The sequence below is a fragment of the Pseudofrankia inefficax genome, from assembly GCF_000166135.1.
Lineage (GTDB): Bacteria > Actinomycetota > Actinomycetes > Frankiales > Frankiaceae > Pseudofrankia > Pseudofrankia inefficax.
In genome coordinates this window covers 2999141-3015493 of record NC_014666.1, presented here as the reverse complement: position 1 = coordinate 3015493, position 16353 = coordinate 2999141, and the positions used below count along the sequence as shown (strand labels likewise).

The 16353-nt window shown below is 70.5% G+C and carries 12 protein-coding genes; 7 read left to right on the top strand and 5 right to left on the bottom strand.

Annotated elements, in window-relative coordinates:
* Positions 1 to 45 precede the first annotated feature (45 nt).
* Together FRAEUI1C_RS12200 and FRAEUI1C_RS12195 are read left to right on the top strand one after the other, a co-directional pair.
* Entirely contained in the window at positions 46 to 1476 is a 1431-nt protein-coding gene (locus FRAEUI1C_RS12200) for a glycosyltransferase 87 family protein (RefSeq protein WP_013423602.1), read from the top strand.
* Positions 1477 to 2172: 696 nt separating this feature from the next.
* The gene (locus FRAEUI1C_RS12195; RefSeq protein WP_232425504.1) at positions 2173 to 3444 is read left to right on the top strand and encodes a DEAD/DEAH box helicase; all 1272 of its coding nucleotides are present in this window, start codon (positions 2173 to 2175) and stop codon (positions 3442 to 3444) included.
* A 103-nt stretch (positions 3445 to 3547) separates the two neighbouring features.
* Here FRAEUI1C_RS12195 and dnaE read toward each other — a convergent pair whose 3' ends face one another.
* Complete coding sequence (gene dnaE / locus FRAEUI1C_RS12190; RefSeq protein WP_013423600.1) at positions 3548 to 7084, bottom strand: DNA polymerase III subunit alpha; 3537 nt, start codon at positions 7082 to 7084, stop codon at positions 3548 to 3550.
* 235 nt (positions 7085 to 7319) lie between these two features.
* Entirely contained in the window at positions 7320 to 8309 is a 990-nt protein-coding gene (locus FRAEUI1C_RS12185; RefSeq protein ID WP_013423599.1) for an alpha/beta fold hydrolase, read from the bottom strand.
* 209 nt (positions 8310 to 8518) lie between these two features.
* On the opposite strand from FRAEUI1C_RS12185, the gene FRAEUI1C_RS40200 reads away from it, so the two are divergent.
* The 4 genes from FRAEUI1C_RS40200 to ypfJ all read left to right on the top strand — a co-directional run bounded on the left by FRAEUI1C_RS40200 (position 8519) and on the right by ypfJ (position 10570).
* Positions 8519 to 8692 carry a hypothetical protein gene (locus FRAEUI1C_RS40200; RefSeq protein WP_013423598.1) on the top strand — a complete coding sequence of 58 codons (174 nt, stop codon included), beginning with the start codon at positions 8519 to 8521 and terminating at the stop codon, positions 8690 to 8692.
* 178 nt (positions 8693 to 8870) lie between these two features.
* On the top strand, positions 8871 to 9095 hold the full coding sequence (locus FRAEUI1C_RS12180; RefSeq protein ID WP_232425399.1) for a hypothetical protein: 225 nt from the start codon (positions 8871 to 8873) through the stop codon (positions 9093 to 9095).
* A complete protein-coding gene (locus FRAEUI1C_RS12175; RefSeq protein ID WP_013423596.1) occupies positions 9092 to 9310 on the top strand; it encodes a hypothetical protein in 219 nt (72 codons plus the stop codon). Before FRAEUI1C_RS12180 ends, FRAEUI1C_RS12175 begins: the two co-directional genes overlap by 4 nt.
* A gap of 375 nt (positions 9311 to 9685) precedes the next feature.
* Positions 9686 to 10570, top strand: a complete 885-nt coding sequence (gene ypfJ / locus FRAEUI1C_RS12170) for a KPN_02809 family neutral zinc metallopeptidase (RefSeq protein ID WP_013423595.1) — start codon at positions 9686 to 9688, stop codon at positions 10568 to 10570.
* A gap of 60 nt (positions 10571 to 10630) precedes the next feature.
* On the opposite strand, the gene ftsH is transcribed toward ypfJ, so the two are convergent.
* Complete coding sequence (ftsH, locus tag FRAEUI1C_RS12165; RefSeq protein WP_013423594.1) at positions 10631 to 12595, bottom strand: ATP-dependent zinc metalloprotease FtsH; 1965 nt, start codon at positions 12593 to 12595, stop codon at positions 10631 to 10633.
* 225 nt (positions 12596 to 12820) lie between these two features.
* On the opposite strand from ftsH, the gene FRAEUI1C_RS12160 reads away from it, so the two are divergent.
* Positions 12821 to 13288: a Dps family protein gene (locus FRAEUI1C_RS12160; protein ID WP_013423593.1), complete on the top strand. Its 468-nt coding sequence runs from the start codon at positions 12821 to 12823 to the stop codon at positions 13286 to 13288.
* A 1215-nt stretch (positions 13289 to 14503) separates the two neighbouring features.
* On the opposite strand, the gene FRAEUI1C_RS41880 is transcribed toward FRAEUI1C_RS12160, so the two are convergent.
* Both FRAEUI1C_RS41880 and FRAEUI1C_RS12150 read right to left on the bottom strand, forming a co-directional pair.
* Entirely contained in the window at positions 14504 to 15916 is a 1413-nt protein-coding gene (locus FRAEUI1C_RS41880; protein ID WP_071587943.1) for a caspase, EACC1-associated type, read from the bottom strand.
* Complete coding sequence (locus FRAEUI1C_RS12150; RefSeq protein ID WP_013423591.1) at positions 15909 to 16241, bottom strand: effector-associated constant component EACC1; 333 nt, start codon at positions 16239 to 16241, stop codon at positions 15909 to 15911. The genes FRAEUI1C_RS41880 and FRAEUI1C_RS12150 overlap by 8 nt, the downstream gene beginning before the upstream one ends.
* Positions 16242 to 16353 lie beyond the last annotated feature (112 nt).

The following is a 16353-nucleotide window of genomic DNA, read 5'->3' as shown; positions in this document are numbered from 1 at the left end:
TGGGCGCGCTCGGCGACCGCGCCGGTCGTCTGGGAACATGGCCGGGTGACGACAGGCCTGGCGTCGGTCATGACGGCTCGGCTGCGCCGACCGGCCCGGCCAGCCGGCTGGCCGGCGTTCGCGCCGGTGCTGCTCGGCGCGCTGGTGATGGTGATCTGGATCGCCTTCGTGCGGCCACTGGCGCATTTCGACATCGACGTGTTCCTGCGCGCCGGCGCCGCCGTCGACGCCGGCCGTGACCCCTATCCGTCGCCCGGCAGCCCGGCCGTCTACTCCGGGTTCGCGTTCGTCTATCCCTATCTGGTCGCGATCCCGTTCGTCCCGCTCGCCTGGCTGCCCCGCGCGGGGGCCGAGGGGCTGTTCATCGGGCTCTCGGTGCTCGCCGTGCTCGCCGGCTGCCGGCTGGCCGGCGCGCGCCGCTGGCAGGCGTACGCCCTGGTGCTCGTCGCGTCCTGCACGATCACCGGCCTGCAGATGGGGACGCTGAACGCGCTGATGTTCGCCGGGCTTGCCGCCCTGTGGCGGCTGCGCGACAGGCCGCTGGCCGCCGGCCTGCTCGCCGCGCTGCTCGTCTACAGCAAGCTGTTCCTCGCCCCGCTGCCGCTGTGGCTGCTGCTCACCGGCCGGCGGCGCGCGACGGCGGCGACGGCCGGCGCCCTGGCCGTGCTGTTCGGCGTCGGCCAGGCGATGAGCCCGGTCGGGCTGACGACCTACTCCGGCATGCTCGACGCGCTCGCCCGGGCGGAGGCGCCCGACGGGCTGAGCCTCACCGGGCTGCTCATGAACGCGGGGCTGGGCCTGGGCGCCGCGACGTGGGTGGCGCGCGCCCTCGCGGCGGCTCTGCTCGCCGGCGCCTGGCTGGCCGTACGCCGCCGCCGCCCGACGCCGCCGGCGGCGCTCTCGGCTGGTGCCCGGGACGCGGGCGAGGACCGGCTGCTGTTCACGGCCACCGTCGCCGTGGCGCTGCTCGCGTCGCCGATCGTCTGGAGCCACTACCTGCTGCTGCTCGCCGTCCCGCTGCTGGTCGTGGAAGGCGGCGAACGGACCGGCGCGCTGGCCGTCGCGACCGCGGTCAGCTGGCTGCTCGTCACCCCGCACCTCAGCACTCCGCCCGAGATCGCGGTGTCCGGGCTCGTCGTCACCCTGCTCGTCGCCGCGCCGCTGCGTGACGCGGTGCGCCGCCAGCTCGGGCGCCACCGGTCCGCCCGCGCGCCCGGGCGCGGGGCCGTCGGCCTGGCCCGGGAGCTCGCGCCCTGGGCGGCCGGCGTGGCGGCGATCGCGGGCGCGGGCCTCGAGCTGTGCTGGGCGCTGGCCCGCGCCCACCATGGCCGAGACGCCGTGACCGGCGCCTATCTGGCCACCGTCGCGGTGCTCGCGCTGCTCGGCTGGGGGGTGCACCGGACCCTGCCGTCGAGGGCCCATTCGTTGCCCAGCACACACCGAGGCTCGTCCAGGCCGGCCGGCCAGGTAACGTGAGAGCACTGACGGCCGCTCCCGCCGTCACGCGCCCCGCCAAACCGCGTCAGAAGACGCTTCACGGCAGGGCGTGAGAGGTCGGTGCGAGCGGTACCGGCCCCGCATGTCCGCTGGCTTTCGGCCAGCGCCCCGGAACGCCACGATGTCTGGCCGGGGGGTGGATGTCCGCCCCCCGTACCTCCATGTCGAGCCTGCTCGACGCGAGGGTCCGACACCGGCTCACCCGTGGACGCTGGCCTGGTCGTGTGCTGCGGGGCGGTACTGACGGTCCGGGGAAGACCCCCGGACAATCCCTCGCGAACCCGGCCGTGTGTACCGGCCGCCGGCTCGTGTTCGCGCATGTGCGCGGTGGCCCCGACCTGATCGAGGGCTCCACTGTCTCAACCCAGCAATTCCGCGACACATCCCAGCAACCCAGGCGGCTCGCCCACGGGCGGCCGTCCGGCGCGCCCCGCGCGCGGCAGCGGGCGCACCCGTTCGGGCGCCGGCCATGGCGGCTACGGCGGTGGCCGTTCCGGCGGCTCACGCCGCGGCAGCAGCCTCGGCCGGCGGCCGGCACCGGCCCGTCCGGCGCTGCCCACCCGTGAGCCTCGGCCGCCGGTCGAGTCGTTCGAGGCCGCCGGCCTGCCGGCCCGGCTCGTCCGGGCGCTCGCCGAACGCGGCATCAGCACGCCCTTCCCGGTCCAGGCGGCGACCCTGCCCGACGTGCTCGCCGGGGAGAACGTGCTCGGCCGGGCCAAGACCGGCTCCGGCAAGACGCTCGGCTTCGGCCTGCCGATGCTGGCCCGGCTGGCCGGGCGCGGCCCGGCGACGCCGCTGCGCCCACGCGGGCTCATCCTCGTGCCGACCCGTGAGCTCGCCCAGCAGGTGAGCGACGCGCTCGACCCGCTGTCCCGGTCCGTCGGCCTGTGGCTGCGGCCCGTGTACGGCGGCACGTCCATCTCCCGGCAGATCTCGATGATGCGCCGGGGCGTGCACATCGTCGTCGCCACGCCCGGGCGGCTGCTCGACCTCGTCGAGCGGGGTGCCTGCCAGCTCGACGAGGTCGAGGTCACCGTCCTCGACGAGGCCGACTACATGTGCGACCTCGGCTTCCTGCCGGCCGTCCGGTCGATCCTCGACGCGACCTCACCCGCGGCCCAGCGGCTGATGTTCAGCGCCACCCTGGACCGCGAGGTCGAGGTGCTGGTCCGGGAGTACCTGCCCGAGCCGGTGCTCGTCGCGGTCGACTCGGAGAACAGCCAGGTCACGACGCTGCGCCGGCACGCCCTGGAGGCGTCCGACCGGTACAGCCAGCTCGAGGTCGTCACCGCCCTGACGGGTGGCCAGGGCCGCACGCTGGTGTTCGTCCGGACCCAGCGGGACGCCGACCACGTCGCCGCCGACCTGACGAAGGCCGGCGTGCCGGCCGAGCCGCTGCACGGCGGCCTGCCGCAGGGCGCCCGCACCCGGGCGCTGGCCGGCTTCGCCGACGGCACCCGCCGGGTGCTGGTCGCCACCGATGTCGCCGCCCGCGGCATCCACGTCGACGACGTGCGGCTCGTCGTGCACATGGGCCCGCCGGAGGACTCCAAGACCTACCAGCACCGTGGCGGCCGGACGGCCAGGGCCGGGGCCGAGGGCGCCGACGTGCTGGTGACACTGGCGGCGGACCGGGGCAAGGTCCGCGCGATGCTGCGCACCGCCGGGGTCGACACCCAGATCACCCCGGTGGGTCCGAGCGACCCGCTGGTCGCCGAGATCGCCGGTCCGCCGGCGCCGCGGGTCGAGCCCGGCTCGATCCCGGCACCGCGCCCGGCGGCCGACCGGCAGGGTGGCCGCTTCGGCGGGCCGGCCCGTGAGGGCAGTCGGTACGGCGAGCGTGGGGGCTTCGGCAACCGCGGCGCCGGCGGCGGCCGGACCTCGCGCGACGGCCGAGGCGCGCCGCGCCGCGGCCCGCAGGTGGACCGGCCGCGCCACACCGACTGACGGGACGGCGAGCCTGGCCCGTCAGCCTGACCGGCCAGCACCAGCAAGCCACTCGGCCCGCGCGACCCACCCGGTCGCGCGGGCCGACGGCATTCAGGTGCGCTCAGGCGACGGCTGAGGCGCCGAGCAGGGCCTTCAGGTCACCCATCAGGGCGGGCGTCCGGCGGACCTTGAACGCGTCGTCCAGGCGCAGCAGCGTCGTGCGGTGCGGGGACTGCAGGTGCAGGTGCACCTCGGTCGTGCCGGGGTGGTCGGCGAGCACCTCGCGCAGCCGGTCGACCGTCGGCGCGTTCACCCGCACCGTCGGCAGGGTGATCACCACGGGCGGGGAGAGCGCCTGCTCGGACAGGTCGGGGACGGTCAGCTCGGACGCGACGAGGCGCGGCGCGTCCTCCCGCTTGTCGAGCCGGCCCTTGACGATGACGACCGCGTCCTCGGACAGCTGGGTCGCGCACGTCTCGTAGGTCGCGGGGAAGAACATCACCTCGAGGCCACCTTCGAGGTCCTCGATGGTGGTCAGCGCCCAGACCTTGCCCTGCTTGGTGACCTTGCGCTGCAGGCTGGAGATGATGCCGCCGATCGTGACGACGGCGCCGTCCGGGTAGTCGACCAGGTTGGCCACCGTGGTGTCGGCCTTCGCGGCCAGCACGTGCTCGACGCCGGACAACGGGTGGTCCGAGACGTACAGGCCGAGCATCTCCCGTTCGTTCGAGAGCAGGACGGCCTTGTCCCACTCCTTCTCGGAGAACTCGCCGACGCCGAGGCCGGGGGTCTCCAGCGGAGAGCCGTCCTCGTCGTCACCGCCGAACGCGAACAGGTCGAACTGCCCCTCGGCGGTCTTCTTCTTCACCGCCATCACCGCGTCGACGGCCTGCTCGTGCTTCTCGACGAGGCCGCGGCGGGTGTGGCCGAAGGAGTCGAACGCGCCCGCCTTGATCAACGACTCGATGGTCCGCTTGTTGCAGACCACCGCCTCGACCTTGTCGAGGAAGTCGGGGAACGAGGTATACGGGCTCTTGGTCCGGCGGGTCCGCGTGATGGACTCGACGACGTTGATGCCGACGTTGCGGATCGCGGCGAGGCCGACGCGGATCTCACTCTCGCCGTGCGCGGTGTAGTCGGCGTCGGAGATGTTGACGTCGGGGGGCAGCACCTTGATGCCCATCCGGCGGCACTCGTTCAGGTAGATCGCGCTCTTGTCCTTGTCGTCGCGCACCGAGGTCAGCAGCGCGGCCATGTACTCGGCCGGGTAGTTGGCCTTCAGGTAGGCGGTCCAGTAGGAGACCAGCCCGTACGCGGCGCTGTGTGCCTTGTTGAACGCGTAGTCGGAGAACGGGACGAGGATGTCCCACAGCGTCTTGATCGCCGCGTCGGAGTATCCGTTGGCCTTCATGCCGGCCGAGAACGGGGCGAACTCCTTGTCGAGGATCTCCTTCTTCTTCTTGCCCATCGCGCGGCGCAGCAGGTCCGCCTGGCCGAGGCTGTAGCCGCCGACCACCTGCGCGATCGCCATGACCTGCTCCTGATAGACGATCAGGCCGTAGGTCGTGCCGAGGACCTCGTCGAGCGCCGTACCGAGCTCGGGGTGGATCGGGATGATCTCCTGCTGGCCGTTCTTGCGCAGCGCGTAGTTGGTGTGGGAGTTGGCGCCCATCGGGCCGGGCCGGTAGAGCGCGATGACGGCGGAGATGTCCTCGAAGTTGTCCGGGCGCATCAGCCGCAGCAGCGAGCGCAGCGGGCCGCCGTCGAGCTGGAACACCCCGAGGGTGTCGCCGCGGGAGAGCAGCTCGTAGGTCGTCTTGTCGTCCAGGCCCAGGCTCAGCAGGTCGATCTTGATGCCCCGGTTGGACTCGACGTTGCGCACCGCGTCGTCCATGACGGTGAGGTTGCGCAGCCCGAGGAAGTCCATCTTCAGCAGGCCGAGGTTCTCGCAGGTCGGGTAGTCGAACTGCGTGATGATCACACCGTCGGCGTCGCGGCGCCACACCGGGATGTGGTCGATGATCGGCTCGGCGGACATGATGACCCCGGCCGCGTGCACCCCGGCCTGCCGGATCAGGCCCTCCAGGCCCTTGGCCGTGTCGATCACCTTGCGGACGTCGGCGTCGGACTCGTACAGCGCCCGGATCTCGCCGGCCTCGCTGAACCGCGGGTGGTTCGGGTCGAAGATGCCGGGCAGCGGGATGTCCTTGCCCATCACCATCGGCGGCATGGCCTTGGTGATCCGGTCACCGACGGCGTACGGGTAGCCGAGCACCCGGGCCGAGTCCTTGATGGCGGCCTTCGCCTTGATGGTGCCGTAGGTGACGATCTGGGCGATCCGGTCCTCGCCCCACTTCTCCGTCACGTACCGGATGACGTCCGCGCGCCTGCGGTCGTCGAAGTCGATGTCGATGTCCGGCATCGAGACGCGCTCGGGGTTGAGGAACCGCTCGAAGATCAGCCCGTGCGGCAGCGGGTCGAGGTCGGTGATGCCGAGCGCGTAGGCGATCAGCGAGCCGGCGGCGCTGCCACGGCCCGGGCCGACCGCGATGCCGTTGTTCTTCGCCCACATGATGAAGTCCGCGACGACCAGGAAGTACGACGGGAATCCCATCTGCAGGATGACGCCGATCTCGTACTCGACCTGCGTGCGGTGCTTCTCGTCGATGCCGCCCGGGAAACGCCGCTCCATGCCGCGCAGCACCTCGGCGCGGAAGAACGACTCCTCGGTCTCCCCCTCGGGGGTCGGGTACACGGGCATCAGGTTGTGCTTGGGGAACATGCCGGTGGTGTCGACCCGCTCGGCGATGAGCAGCGTGGTGTCGCAGCCCTCCCGCCAGGCGTCGGAGTAGTCGATGGCGCGCATCTGGTCGGCGCTCTTGAGGAAGTAGCCCGAGCCCTCGAACTGGAACGACGGGTTCGCCACCGTCGACGCGGTCTGCACGCACAGCAGCGCGGAGTGCGTCTCGCGCTCGGACTCGTAGGTGTAGTGCGAGTCGTTGGTGACGACGAACCGCATGTTCAGCTTGCGGGCGATGTCGACCAGGCCGTCGCGGACCCGGCGCTCGATCTCGATGCCGTGGTCCATGATCTCGCAGAAGTAGTTCTCCGGGCCGAAGATCTCCTGGTAGGTGGCCGCCGCCTTCAGGGCGAGCTCGGGCTGGCCGAGCCGCAGCCGGGTCTGCACCTCGCCGGACGGGCAGCCCGTCGTCGCCATCAGGCCGGCGGAGTGCTCGGAGATGATCTCCCGGTCCATCCGGGGCCACTTGATGTAGTGGCCCTCGATGGAGGCGCGCGAGTTCAGCCGGAACAGGTTGTGCAGGCCCTCGGCGTTGCGGGCCCAGATGGTCATGTGGGTGTACGAGCCGCTACCGGAGACGTCGTCGCTCTTCTGGTGTGGCTCGCCCCAGCGGACCCGCTGCTTCAGGAGCCTGGACTCCGGCGCGATGTACGCCTCGCACCCGATGATCGGCTTCACGCCGGCCGCGGTCGCCTGCTTGTGGAAGTCGTACGCCCCGTACATGTAGCCGTGGTCCGTGATCGCCACCGCGGGCATCTGCTGCCGGCTGACCTCGGTGAACATGTCCTTGAGCCGAGCGGCTCCGTCGAGCATCGAGTACTCGGTGTGGACATGCAGGTGCACGAACGAGTCGGACACGGCAGGCCTCCATCTCCGGGACCCGGGACAGCGGGACCGCTGGCAGCGACAGGCGCAGAGCGCACGGACGAACAGCCCCTACCGGACGTCGGGGACTTGTCCAGATGGGGAGGATTTCCGCGGTGGCTGCAGCCTAGCCGCAGGGTCCGACAATGCCGCGCCCGACACGAACGCCCGTTCGCCCGCGGCGGTGGCGGGTTCCCTTCGGCCGCCCGCCGCGCCGGCGGGTCGGCCGCTAGGACCGCGTCGCCTGCTGCGCGGGGATCGCCGCCGGGTCCGAGCGCAGCGCTCCGGCGCCCCGGCCCTCCAGCCAGTCCTCGACCAGCGCGATGGTCTGCTCCGGGGCCTCCAGCTGCGCCAGGTGCCCGCAGTCGTCGAGGATCTCGCAGCGCCAGTCGGGCCGGCGGCGGGCGGCGTGCCGCGCGGCCGCGACCGGCACCAGCCGGTCCTGCCGGCCGTGGACGAGCAGGGTCGGCGCGGTCACCGCGGCGACGGCGGCGGCGAGGTCCCGCGGCCGGGCGAGGCGCCCGACGACCGACCGGGTCGCCGTCACCAGCGCGGCGTCGCTGTCGGGGCCGCCGCCCGGCCGCTCCGCCCGCTCCTTCGACAGCGCCACCATGGCGGCGAAGGCGTCCGCCGGCACCCGCCGCGCGTCCACCGTGGTCCGGACCAGGGCCTGCTCGACGAGTTGCTCGGCGGTGTACACCTCCCGGCGGCGCGCCAGGACCATCGAGCCGACCTTGGGCAGGGCCATCCCGGCGAACATGCCGAGAATCGAGGCGTCCGGCGGCCGCAGCCGCGGGATCGGCAGTGCCGGCGAGATCAGCACCAGCCCGGCGACCGAGCGCGGATCGGCCGCGGCCTGCAGCAGGCTGATCATCCCGCCCATCGAGTTGCCGACCAGCAGCGCCGGGCGCTCCCCCGCCACCGCGGCCAGGAAACCGGCGAGCAGCCGCCGGTTGGACTCCACGTCGGTCCGCCGGGCGCCGGCCACCGTGCGGCCGAACCCGGCCAGGTCCAGCGCGAGCACCCGGCCATGCCGGGCCAGCAGCGGCCCGAAGGTCCACCAACTGGTGTGGGACGCGCCCAGCCCGTGGACGCAGACGATCACCGGCCCGTCAGCCGGCCCGCCGAAGTCCGCGTAGTAGACCGGCCCGTCGACGTCGACCCAGCGACCGGTCACCGCCGCGCCCGCCGTCCCGTCCACCTGACCGGTGCCGTCCATCGGACCTCCCCACCCGCCCAACCTGCGCACTCCTGCCTAGCAAAGTCCAACGGGACCCGATCGGATTGTGACGCAACTATCGCCCTGGCGGGGCGGTCTGGGGTTGGCCCCGCGCGCCCGCTCGATACCGTTTTGGTGCGGACTGCGCGGTGCGCGTCGCCCGCATCCCGGTTCGAGGCACATTCGAGGCACAAAGGAGGTTCATCCGGATGGAACTGAACGAGGCGGCCGTGCCTACGGCCGGATTCGCCCTGCCGGTCCAGCGGGACACCGCGGCCGAGCAGGTCGCGGCCGAGACCGCCCCGGTCGAGTCGGACGTGATCGCGATCGGCCCGGTGGCCAACCCGAAGCGCCTGCGCCTGGGTGTGCCCACCTCGGCCTGACCTCGCCAGCCGCGTCACGGGACGTGCTCGGCCCGCTCCCTCGCCGGAGCGGGCCGTTGTGCTTGGTAGGGCGGGTTTGTCGGGCAACAACAGCTACAAAGATGTAGAAGAGGTGGACACGGAGGACCACGGTAGGCCGGGTAGTCATAGCCGGGCCGGCCTCCTAGTTTGTCGGATCATGAGACGGCAGGGCGCCGGCGGGCGCCGTCAGGGCGACATGCGGTTTGGCCGCGAGGAGAAGCGTGGTGGCGCGACCTACGGCCCGCCACCCGAGGACGAGCACGCCGACCGCGGGCCGCTGACCTGCGGCGGCTGCGGCGGCACCGGCTTCGTCCAACGAGACCACCGCGGGGCGCAGGCCGTCGACGTCTGCGTCTCCTGCGACGGCCGAGGGCGGGTGTGACCGGCCACCGCCCGCGCTCGCCGCGCCTGCTGCGGCTGGCCTGCGCGCACCACCGGCACCGGGACCCGCCGGACGGACGGGCCGAGTCGAAGCGGGCCTGGTCGCCGGGCCGGCACTGCGCCGACTGCCGGGTCGTCTGGGCCGACGGCGACGGCCCCGCCGCGGCCGCCCACCACGGCCCGCCGCCACACCACCCCGCCGAACCACCGGTCTGACCCCGCCACGCGCGGACCAGCCATCACCGCCGGCTGCCGCCAAGCCACCACCGCCCCGCAGCCACCGCAGCCCCGCAGCCACCAAAGCCCGGCAGCCCTCCCCGCCCGGCAGCCGCCACCACCGAGCCCCCAGACCCGCCCCACACATCGCGCCCAAGATCGCGGTTTGGGCCCTGGGGTGGTCGTAGAAACGTCCCTTCTACGACCACCCCAGGGCCCAAACGACGATCATGGTGGGTGGGGTGGCCGGCTGCCGGGCCGCTGCCGGGCTCGGTGCCGGGCCCTTTGTACCCGTTGACATACTCGGTGCCTGTTGGGGCATGAACGTCCCGCCCGGCTCGGGCATCGATCACGGCGGGTACCGAGAGGCGGGCCATGGAGTTCGACGACCAGTCGGTCGACACCTCGCAGCTGGACGACCAGCGCGGCGGGATGGGTTCGGGTGGGCGGATCGCGCTGGGCGGCGGCGGCCTCGGCGTCGTCGGCGTGGTGATCTATCTGCTGGTCACGCTGCTCGGCGGCGGCACCACGGGTAGCACGACCGGCCTGCCGGCGGGCGGCACCGGGGCTGGCGCCTCGGCGGCGGCCGATCTGGCGGCCCGGTGCAACACCGCGGGGGCGCTCGACACATACGACGACTGCTTCGTCCTGAAGGTCTTCAACGAGGTCAACCAGACCTGGACGAGCTACTTCTCCGGCCGCGGCCAGGCCTACACCCGCCCGACCCTGGTCTACTTCGAGCAGTCCACCAGCACCGGCTGCGGCCAGGCGTCGTCGGCGGTCGGGCCGTTCTACTGCCCGAACGGCCAGCGGGTCTACATCGACCTCGGTTTCCTCAACGAGCTGCAGCAGCGCTACGGCGCCCAGGGCCGGTTCGCGCAGGCGTACATCGTCGCCCACGAGGTCGGCCACCACATCCAGACCCTCACCGGCACCGAGGCCCGGGTCCGGGACGCGCAGCAGGCGGACCCGTCCCGCGAGAACGCCCTGTCGGTGCAGCTGGAGCTGCAGGCCGACTGCTACGCGGGCGTCTGGTCGACCCTGGCCAACAAGGACGGCTACGTGACGATCGGCCAGGCCGACGTCGACGAGGCGCTCAACGCCGCGCAGGCCGTCGGCGACGACCGCATCGAGCAGAAGGCCGGCGTCGACGTGAACCCGGAGACCTGGACCCACGGCTCCGCCCAGCAGCGTAAGACCGCGTTCCAGACCGGCTACCAGGGCGGCACCCTGGAGTCCTGCGGCACTGTCCCCCAGTAGGACCGTTCTCCCCGTCCTTCCTTCCGCGACGACGGCCACCGTCGCCGGAAGGAAGGACGGTCAGGCCTGGCCGGCCGGCTGCGCGGGAAGTTCCAACGACGTCGGGGAGCCGTCGGCCGGGCCACCGTCGCCCGACACCAGCCGCAGGACGTCGGTGACGGCGGAACCGTCGACGGTCTCCTTCTCCAGCAGCAGGGCGGCGAGGCGGTCGAGGGCCTCCCGGTGCGTGCGCAGCAGCTCGATCGCCCTGGCCTCGGCCTCCCGCAGGATGCGCGCGACCTCACCGTCGATGACCCGCTGGGTGTCCTCGGAGTAGGACCGGCTGACGAGCTCCTCGCCGCCGAGGAACTGCTGCTGCCCCGAGCTGTAGCCGACCGGGCCGACCGCGTCGGACAGCCCGAACTCCCGGACCATCCTGGTCGCGAGTTCCGTCGCCCCGGCGAGGTCGCTGGACGCCCCCGTCGAGCCGTAGCCGTAGACGACGAGCTCCGCGGCCCGGCCGCCGAGCCGGACCGCGAGGCTGTCCAGCAGGTAGGGCTGCGTGTAGAGGTGGCGTTCGGCCTCCGGCAGCTGCTCGGTGACGCCGAGCGCCATCCCGGCCGGCAGGATCGTCACCTTCGCGACCGGGTCGGCATGCGCGGACAGGGCAGCGACCAGCGCGTGCCCGGACTCGTGGAAGGCGACCGAGCGCTTCTCGTCGGGCAGCAGCGCGTTGGACGCCTCCCGGCGGCCGAGCAGGATCCGGTCCCGGGCCGCGCCAAGGTCGGCGGCGCTCAGCACGTCCCGGCCCTCCCGGACCGCGTGGATGGCCGCCTCGTTCAGCAGGTTGGCCAGGTCGGCGCCGGAGAAGCCCGGGGTCGCGCGCGCGACCACGTCGAAGTCGACGTCAGGGGCGAGCTGCTTGCCGCGGGCGTGCACGGCGAGGATCGCGGCCCGTTCCGCCTGCGTCGGCAGCGGGACGGTGACCTGGCGGTCGAACCGGCCGGCCCGCAGCAACGCGGCGTCCAGCGTCTCCGGCCGGTTGGTCGCGGCGAGCACGACGACGCCGGTCGAGCCGTCGAAGCCGTCCATCTCGGCGAGCAGCTGGTTGAGGGTCTGCTCGCGCTCGTCGTTGGAGCCACCGATCACGGAGCCACCGCGGCGGCCACCGATCGAGTCGATCTCGTCGATGAAGATGATCGACGGCGCCCGCTTGCGCGCCTCGGCGAACAGGTCACGCACCCGGGAGGCGCCGACGCCGACGAACATCTCCACGAAGCTGGAACCCGTCACGGACAGGAACGGCACCTCGGCCTCGCCGGCGACCGCCCTGGCCAGCAGGGTCTTGCCGGTTCCGGGCGGGCCCACCATCAGGACGCCGCGCGGGCCCTTCGCGCCGGCCCTGGCGTACCGGTCGGGGTTGCGCAGGAAGTCGACCACCTCGCTGATCTCCTGCTTGGCGCCCTCGTAGCCGGCGACGTCGGCGAACCGGGTCTCCGGGCGCTCCGCGTCGGTGATCTTGGCCCGGGACCGGCCGATCGCGCCGAGTGGGCCGCCGCCGGAGAGCTGGCGCTGTGTCTGGCGGCCGGTCCAGACGAAGAAGCCGACGAGCAGCAGCAGCGGCAGGAAGCTGAGCAGCACCGAGATCCAGGAGCCGCCGGTCTGGGTGCCCTTGACCGTCACGTGCTTGGCCTGGAGCTGGGAGGCGAGCGTGGTGTTGTCGAGCACCGTGGGGATCTGGGTGGTGAACGACGTGCCGTCCTTCAACTTGCCGTCGACGGCACCCTTGTCGTTGATCGACACCGACGCGACCTTGCCGGCGTTGACCTGGCCGAGGAGATCGGAGTAGTCGAGCGCCTTCGTCTTGCCGCCTGCCATGTGGGGCGTGAACAGCAGCAGCGCCGTGAGCAGCAGCCCGAACGGCAGCAGCCAGCTGCGCCACATCGGCGGCTTGGGCGGCGCCGGCTTGGGCGCCGGATCCCGAGGCGGGCCGGACTTGGCCGGTGCCGAGTGATGCACGCCGGGCAGGCGCACCGAAGAGATCACGTCAGACTCCCGTCCTGGCGGCGACCGCGTCGAGGGAGGTGCTCCGGTCCGACGTCGGCATAGCCCACGCGCTGGACGCTACAGCCCCTATCACGGCGGCCGGCGACATGTTCCCCACGTCTCACCGGCCTCGGGCGGTGCTCCGAAAGGCCGCGGGGTGGTTGAAGCCAGGCGCGCCGGGCAGGGAGTTACGGACCATCGACCTGGCTCCCCGAGAGGACGATGATGAGCACCGTACGTAGTCCGCTGTCCGACGAGGCCCGGACCACCACCGGCGAGGCCCTGCAGGCCGCCGTCGTCGAGCTGATCGATCTCAGCCTGCTCGCCAAGCAGCTGCACTGGAACGTCATCGGCCACAGCTTCCGCAGCGTGCACAAGCAGCTGGACGAGGTCGTCGACGTCACCCGCGCCTACACCGACACGCTGGCCGAGCGGTCGGTCGCGATCGGCTGCAACCCCGACGGCCAGTCGCACACCGTCACGACCCGGTCGCCACTGCGCGGGGTGGAGAGCGGCTACCTGCCGGACGAGAAGGTCGTACGGATCATGACCGACCTGCTGGGCGAGACGAGCCAGCACATGCGGGCCCACATGGCGACGACCGAGAAGGCCGACCCGGTGACCCAGGACGTCTTCATCAACCTGCTGCAGGAGATCGAGGAGCAGCACTGGATGTTCCAGGCCATGTCCTGACCCGCCTAGTGCTGCGGCGGACAACGTCTGCCCGCCGCCTTGATCGCCGTTTCGACCCTCTGGTGGCTGCGCAACAGAAGCGGACACGACCACCAGAGGGTTGAGACCGCGATCATGGGAACGCCCGAAGCGGGCGAACCTTGTCGGAGGCGGCACCAGTACTACTTCGTCAGGTCGCCCTCCGGGTGGCGCAGCCGGTCGTGGCCGCTCAATCGGCCGAACCCTGCGACCTGCATAGATGCGGAACAGAGATCGCGCTGTACGAGCCTCCGAGGCATCGGTTTGTCCTGGTCCGAGCGACCCGACAAAGCCCTACTAGCCCGTATCCCGTAGATCATGCAGGAGCGCCGATCTCCATACTGAACTGGCGATCATGGGTGGCCCGCTCTCCACCTGATGGCCATGATCGCGAACTGGGTATCGAAAACGGCACCCGGCGCCCGATTTGAGACTTTTATCCATACGCACTTCGCGATCATGGCCCGGCCAGTGGCTCGATACGACCTGGAGATCCGCGTCTGGGTATGGAATTTGGCGTAGCCCGGCCGCAACGAAGATCCACGAAAATCGCTTTAGCCCGCCCCTCGGGCCGGCTGGGCCTGTCCACCCGCCGAGGGCCGGATTCTGCGCCGAGCCGGGCCGGTAGGAACAACAGGCCGGGTTGTCGGCTACTTGGCGGTCTGACGGGGGACGCCGTGCTGTCCGGCTGGGGTCCGCGTGCCCGGCACAGGTCGCACGCGTGGTCGACACATCGATGACGTCCCGACCGACCGAGGACGGCTCACCGCCAGCACACCCGCCTGACGTCCTACCTGCGGGTAGCTCCCGCCCACGCCGACGAGCGGGGTCAGCCCGCCGAACCGCTCCGACCCGTCGGCCGGCGAGCCGTATCAGCTTGAGGGGCTGTTGGGCCGGAGCGGGATGAGCAGCGTCTATCTCGGCCGCTCAGCCGAGGGCCGGCAGGCCGCGGTCAAGGTCGTCCGGGCGGAGTACGCGACCGATCCGGACTTTCGCCGGCTGTTCGAGCGCGAGGCCCGGCTGGCCAGCCGGGTCGCCCAGCTCTGCACGGCCGAGGTCATCGGCGATGGCGAGGACGACCCGGCGGCCCGGACCACATCGAGATCGCATGGGAGATGTGAGCCTCAGCCACTACCTTTGCGACGCACACACCATGATCAACGGTTTTACCCAGCGAGTGGCCGAACCGCAATTCTCTCACCGGAACGGGAATTTTGGCTTTTCTGACGGTTTTACCCTTCCGGAGACGGCGCCGGCGACGGCCTGCAAGAGGCGTCGACGCGCAGCATCTTCGTCTAGACCAAAAAGATCCAGCGATACGATCGTATCGAGCAGGCCGGGCCGCGGACAATCCTCAATTCGTACCGGCAGCAGCTTTCGCTGAATACCATCCGGGTCCGCCCTGAGGGTAGCCTGCCATTCTGACTGTCCGTAAACCGAACTGAGATAGGAGGAAGACAACAGTGCAATCATGCGGGCGGAACTTCTTATACCGTGCAGCATTTGGAGCTGCCAATTCGAGCCAACGACGAAGTCCCAGGCTTGAATCAAGACGCGGTACCCCGCGTCTTCCAGAACTGCTGCTACCCATTCAGCCCATTGCAGATCGGCTCCAGTGTACGAAACAAAGAAGTCCCACGTGTCGGAGTCTGGCTTCCCGTTCCCCTCGTTCCTGTCGACCTCGGCTTTGCTCAGATCTCTCCGATCTTGAGAGGACGAGGATCGCGACCGCAACTTGTTAAGTTCGTTCATCAGGTCGTTGGCAGTATTGCGCAGCTCACTTTCCCGCTCCTGCGCTTCGCGCAGGGCTATTCGGAGCCTCTCCACCTCGACCCTCGGGTCAAAGCGTAGTTCAGGCGAAACCGCATTGCGCGCGAAGACGAACGAGCTACCTCTGTCGATGTTGAGCTGGGTAGGCGCCGGCAGGCTCTGTTCCAGCAAGCGGTCCCGAAGGTGGGGAAAGATAAGATTGAGCGTCAATGGGAGCGGCTCGCCCGGTATTCCATGTTGTATGAGGTCACAAAAATTCTTTGTAAACTGCGTGAGAGGGCTCGGACCCGCCTCGTAGCGGGCAGGCGCGTGCGCCTCGGAGGCGGTCAGCGTATACGCGCCACTCACCTTTGCTATGTCCGCGAAGTACTCCGCCTCGTCGGAATTTCCTTGCCGGTTTTCGGTGGCGATTCCAGAAAAACAGCAGTCGAGGACGATAACCCGAACCCGGGCCCGGCTGTGGGAGAGCATCCTACGGATGGCTGCCATAAGGAGACCGCTAAACTCTCGCTCGACAGGATCCGCGGATGTGTCCACCAGGCCCATGCAAAGATCTTCATTTAGCGTCGACTGACCGTGACCAACGTAGTAGAAGAACAGGACATCGGATGTCTCTACTATCATTTTGGCTAGCTTGAACGAAAGATCGCCCAGGGCATTTTCATTTAGAAAAACGTCTACTTTTTCGGACGGCCAGCCGCAGAGCGGGCCGGTCAGCAGGTTCTTGATGCGGTCGAGACTGTTTGCCGCAGCGGGCATCTGCGGGAGATATTTGTATTCGGAAGTACCAACCAAAATCGCGCGCGACCTAGAGAAGTCTGGCGCCGTTAGCTCATCCATCCAGCATCTTCTTCAGCAACGGCATCACGTCGTCGATGTTCTCGGCGTCCAGTTCGATCTCGCGTTCAGAACTGCTGTCCTTGACTCGTATCCGCAGACTGGAGCGGCGGGATTCGATCCAAGACTTTATGGTCGCCAGCATGGCGACCCCGACGCCGCCCGACCCCGCGACCACGCTCAGGACATCCCACCCGGCGCCTTGCTCGCCCGACGATGGAGCAGTCGGCGATAGCTTCACCTCCAGCCCATTGACGCGCCGCAGCCACGTCCGGAGTGAGAGCAGGTCTGCAGCGTCGGCCGCAGAGATCACAAAGGTGGTTGCCACGTCGACCCCCGTCTCAGGTGCTACCTCTTTGGGAGCCTACTCCCAAGATCTATCCGGTCTATCACGTGGCCATGGCTGGTCGGGAGAGCAGATAACCGCTCTCGCAAAGCCC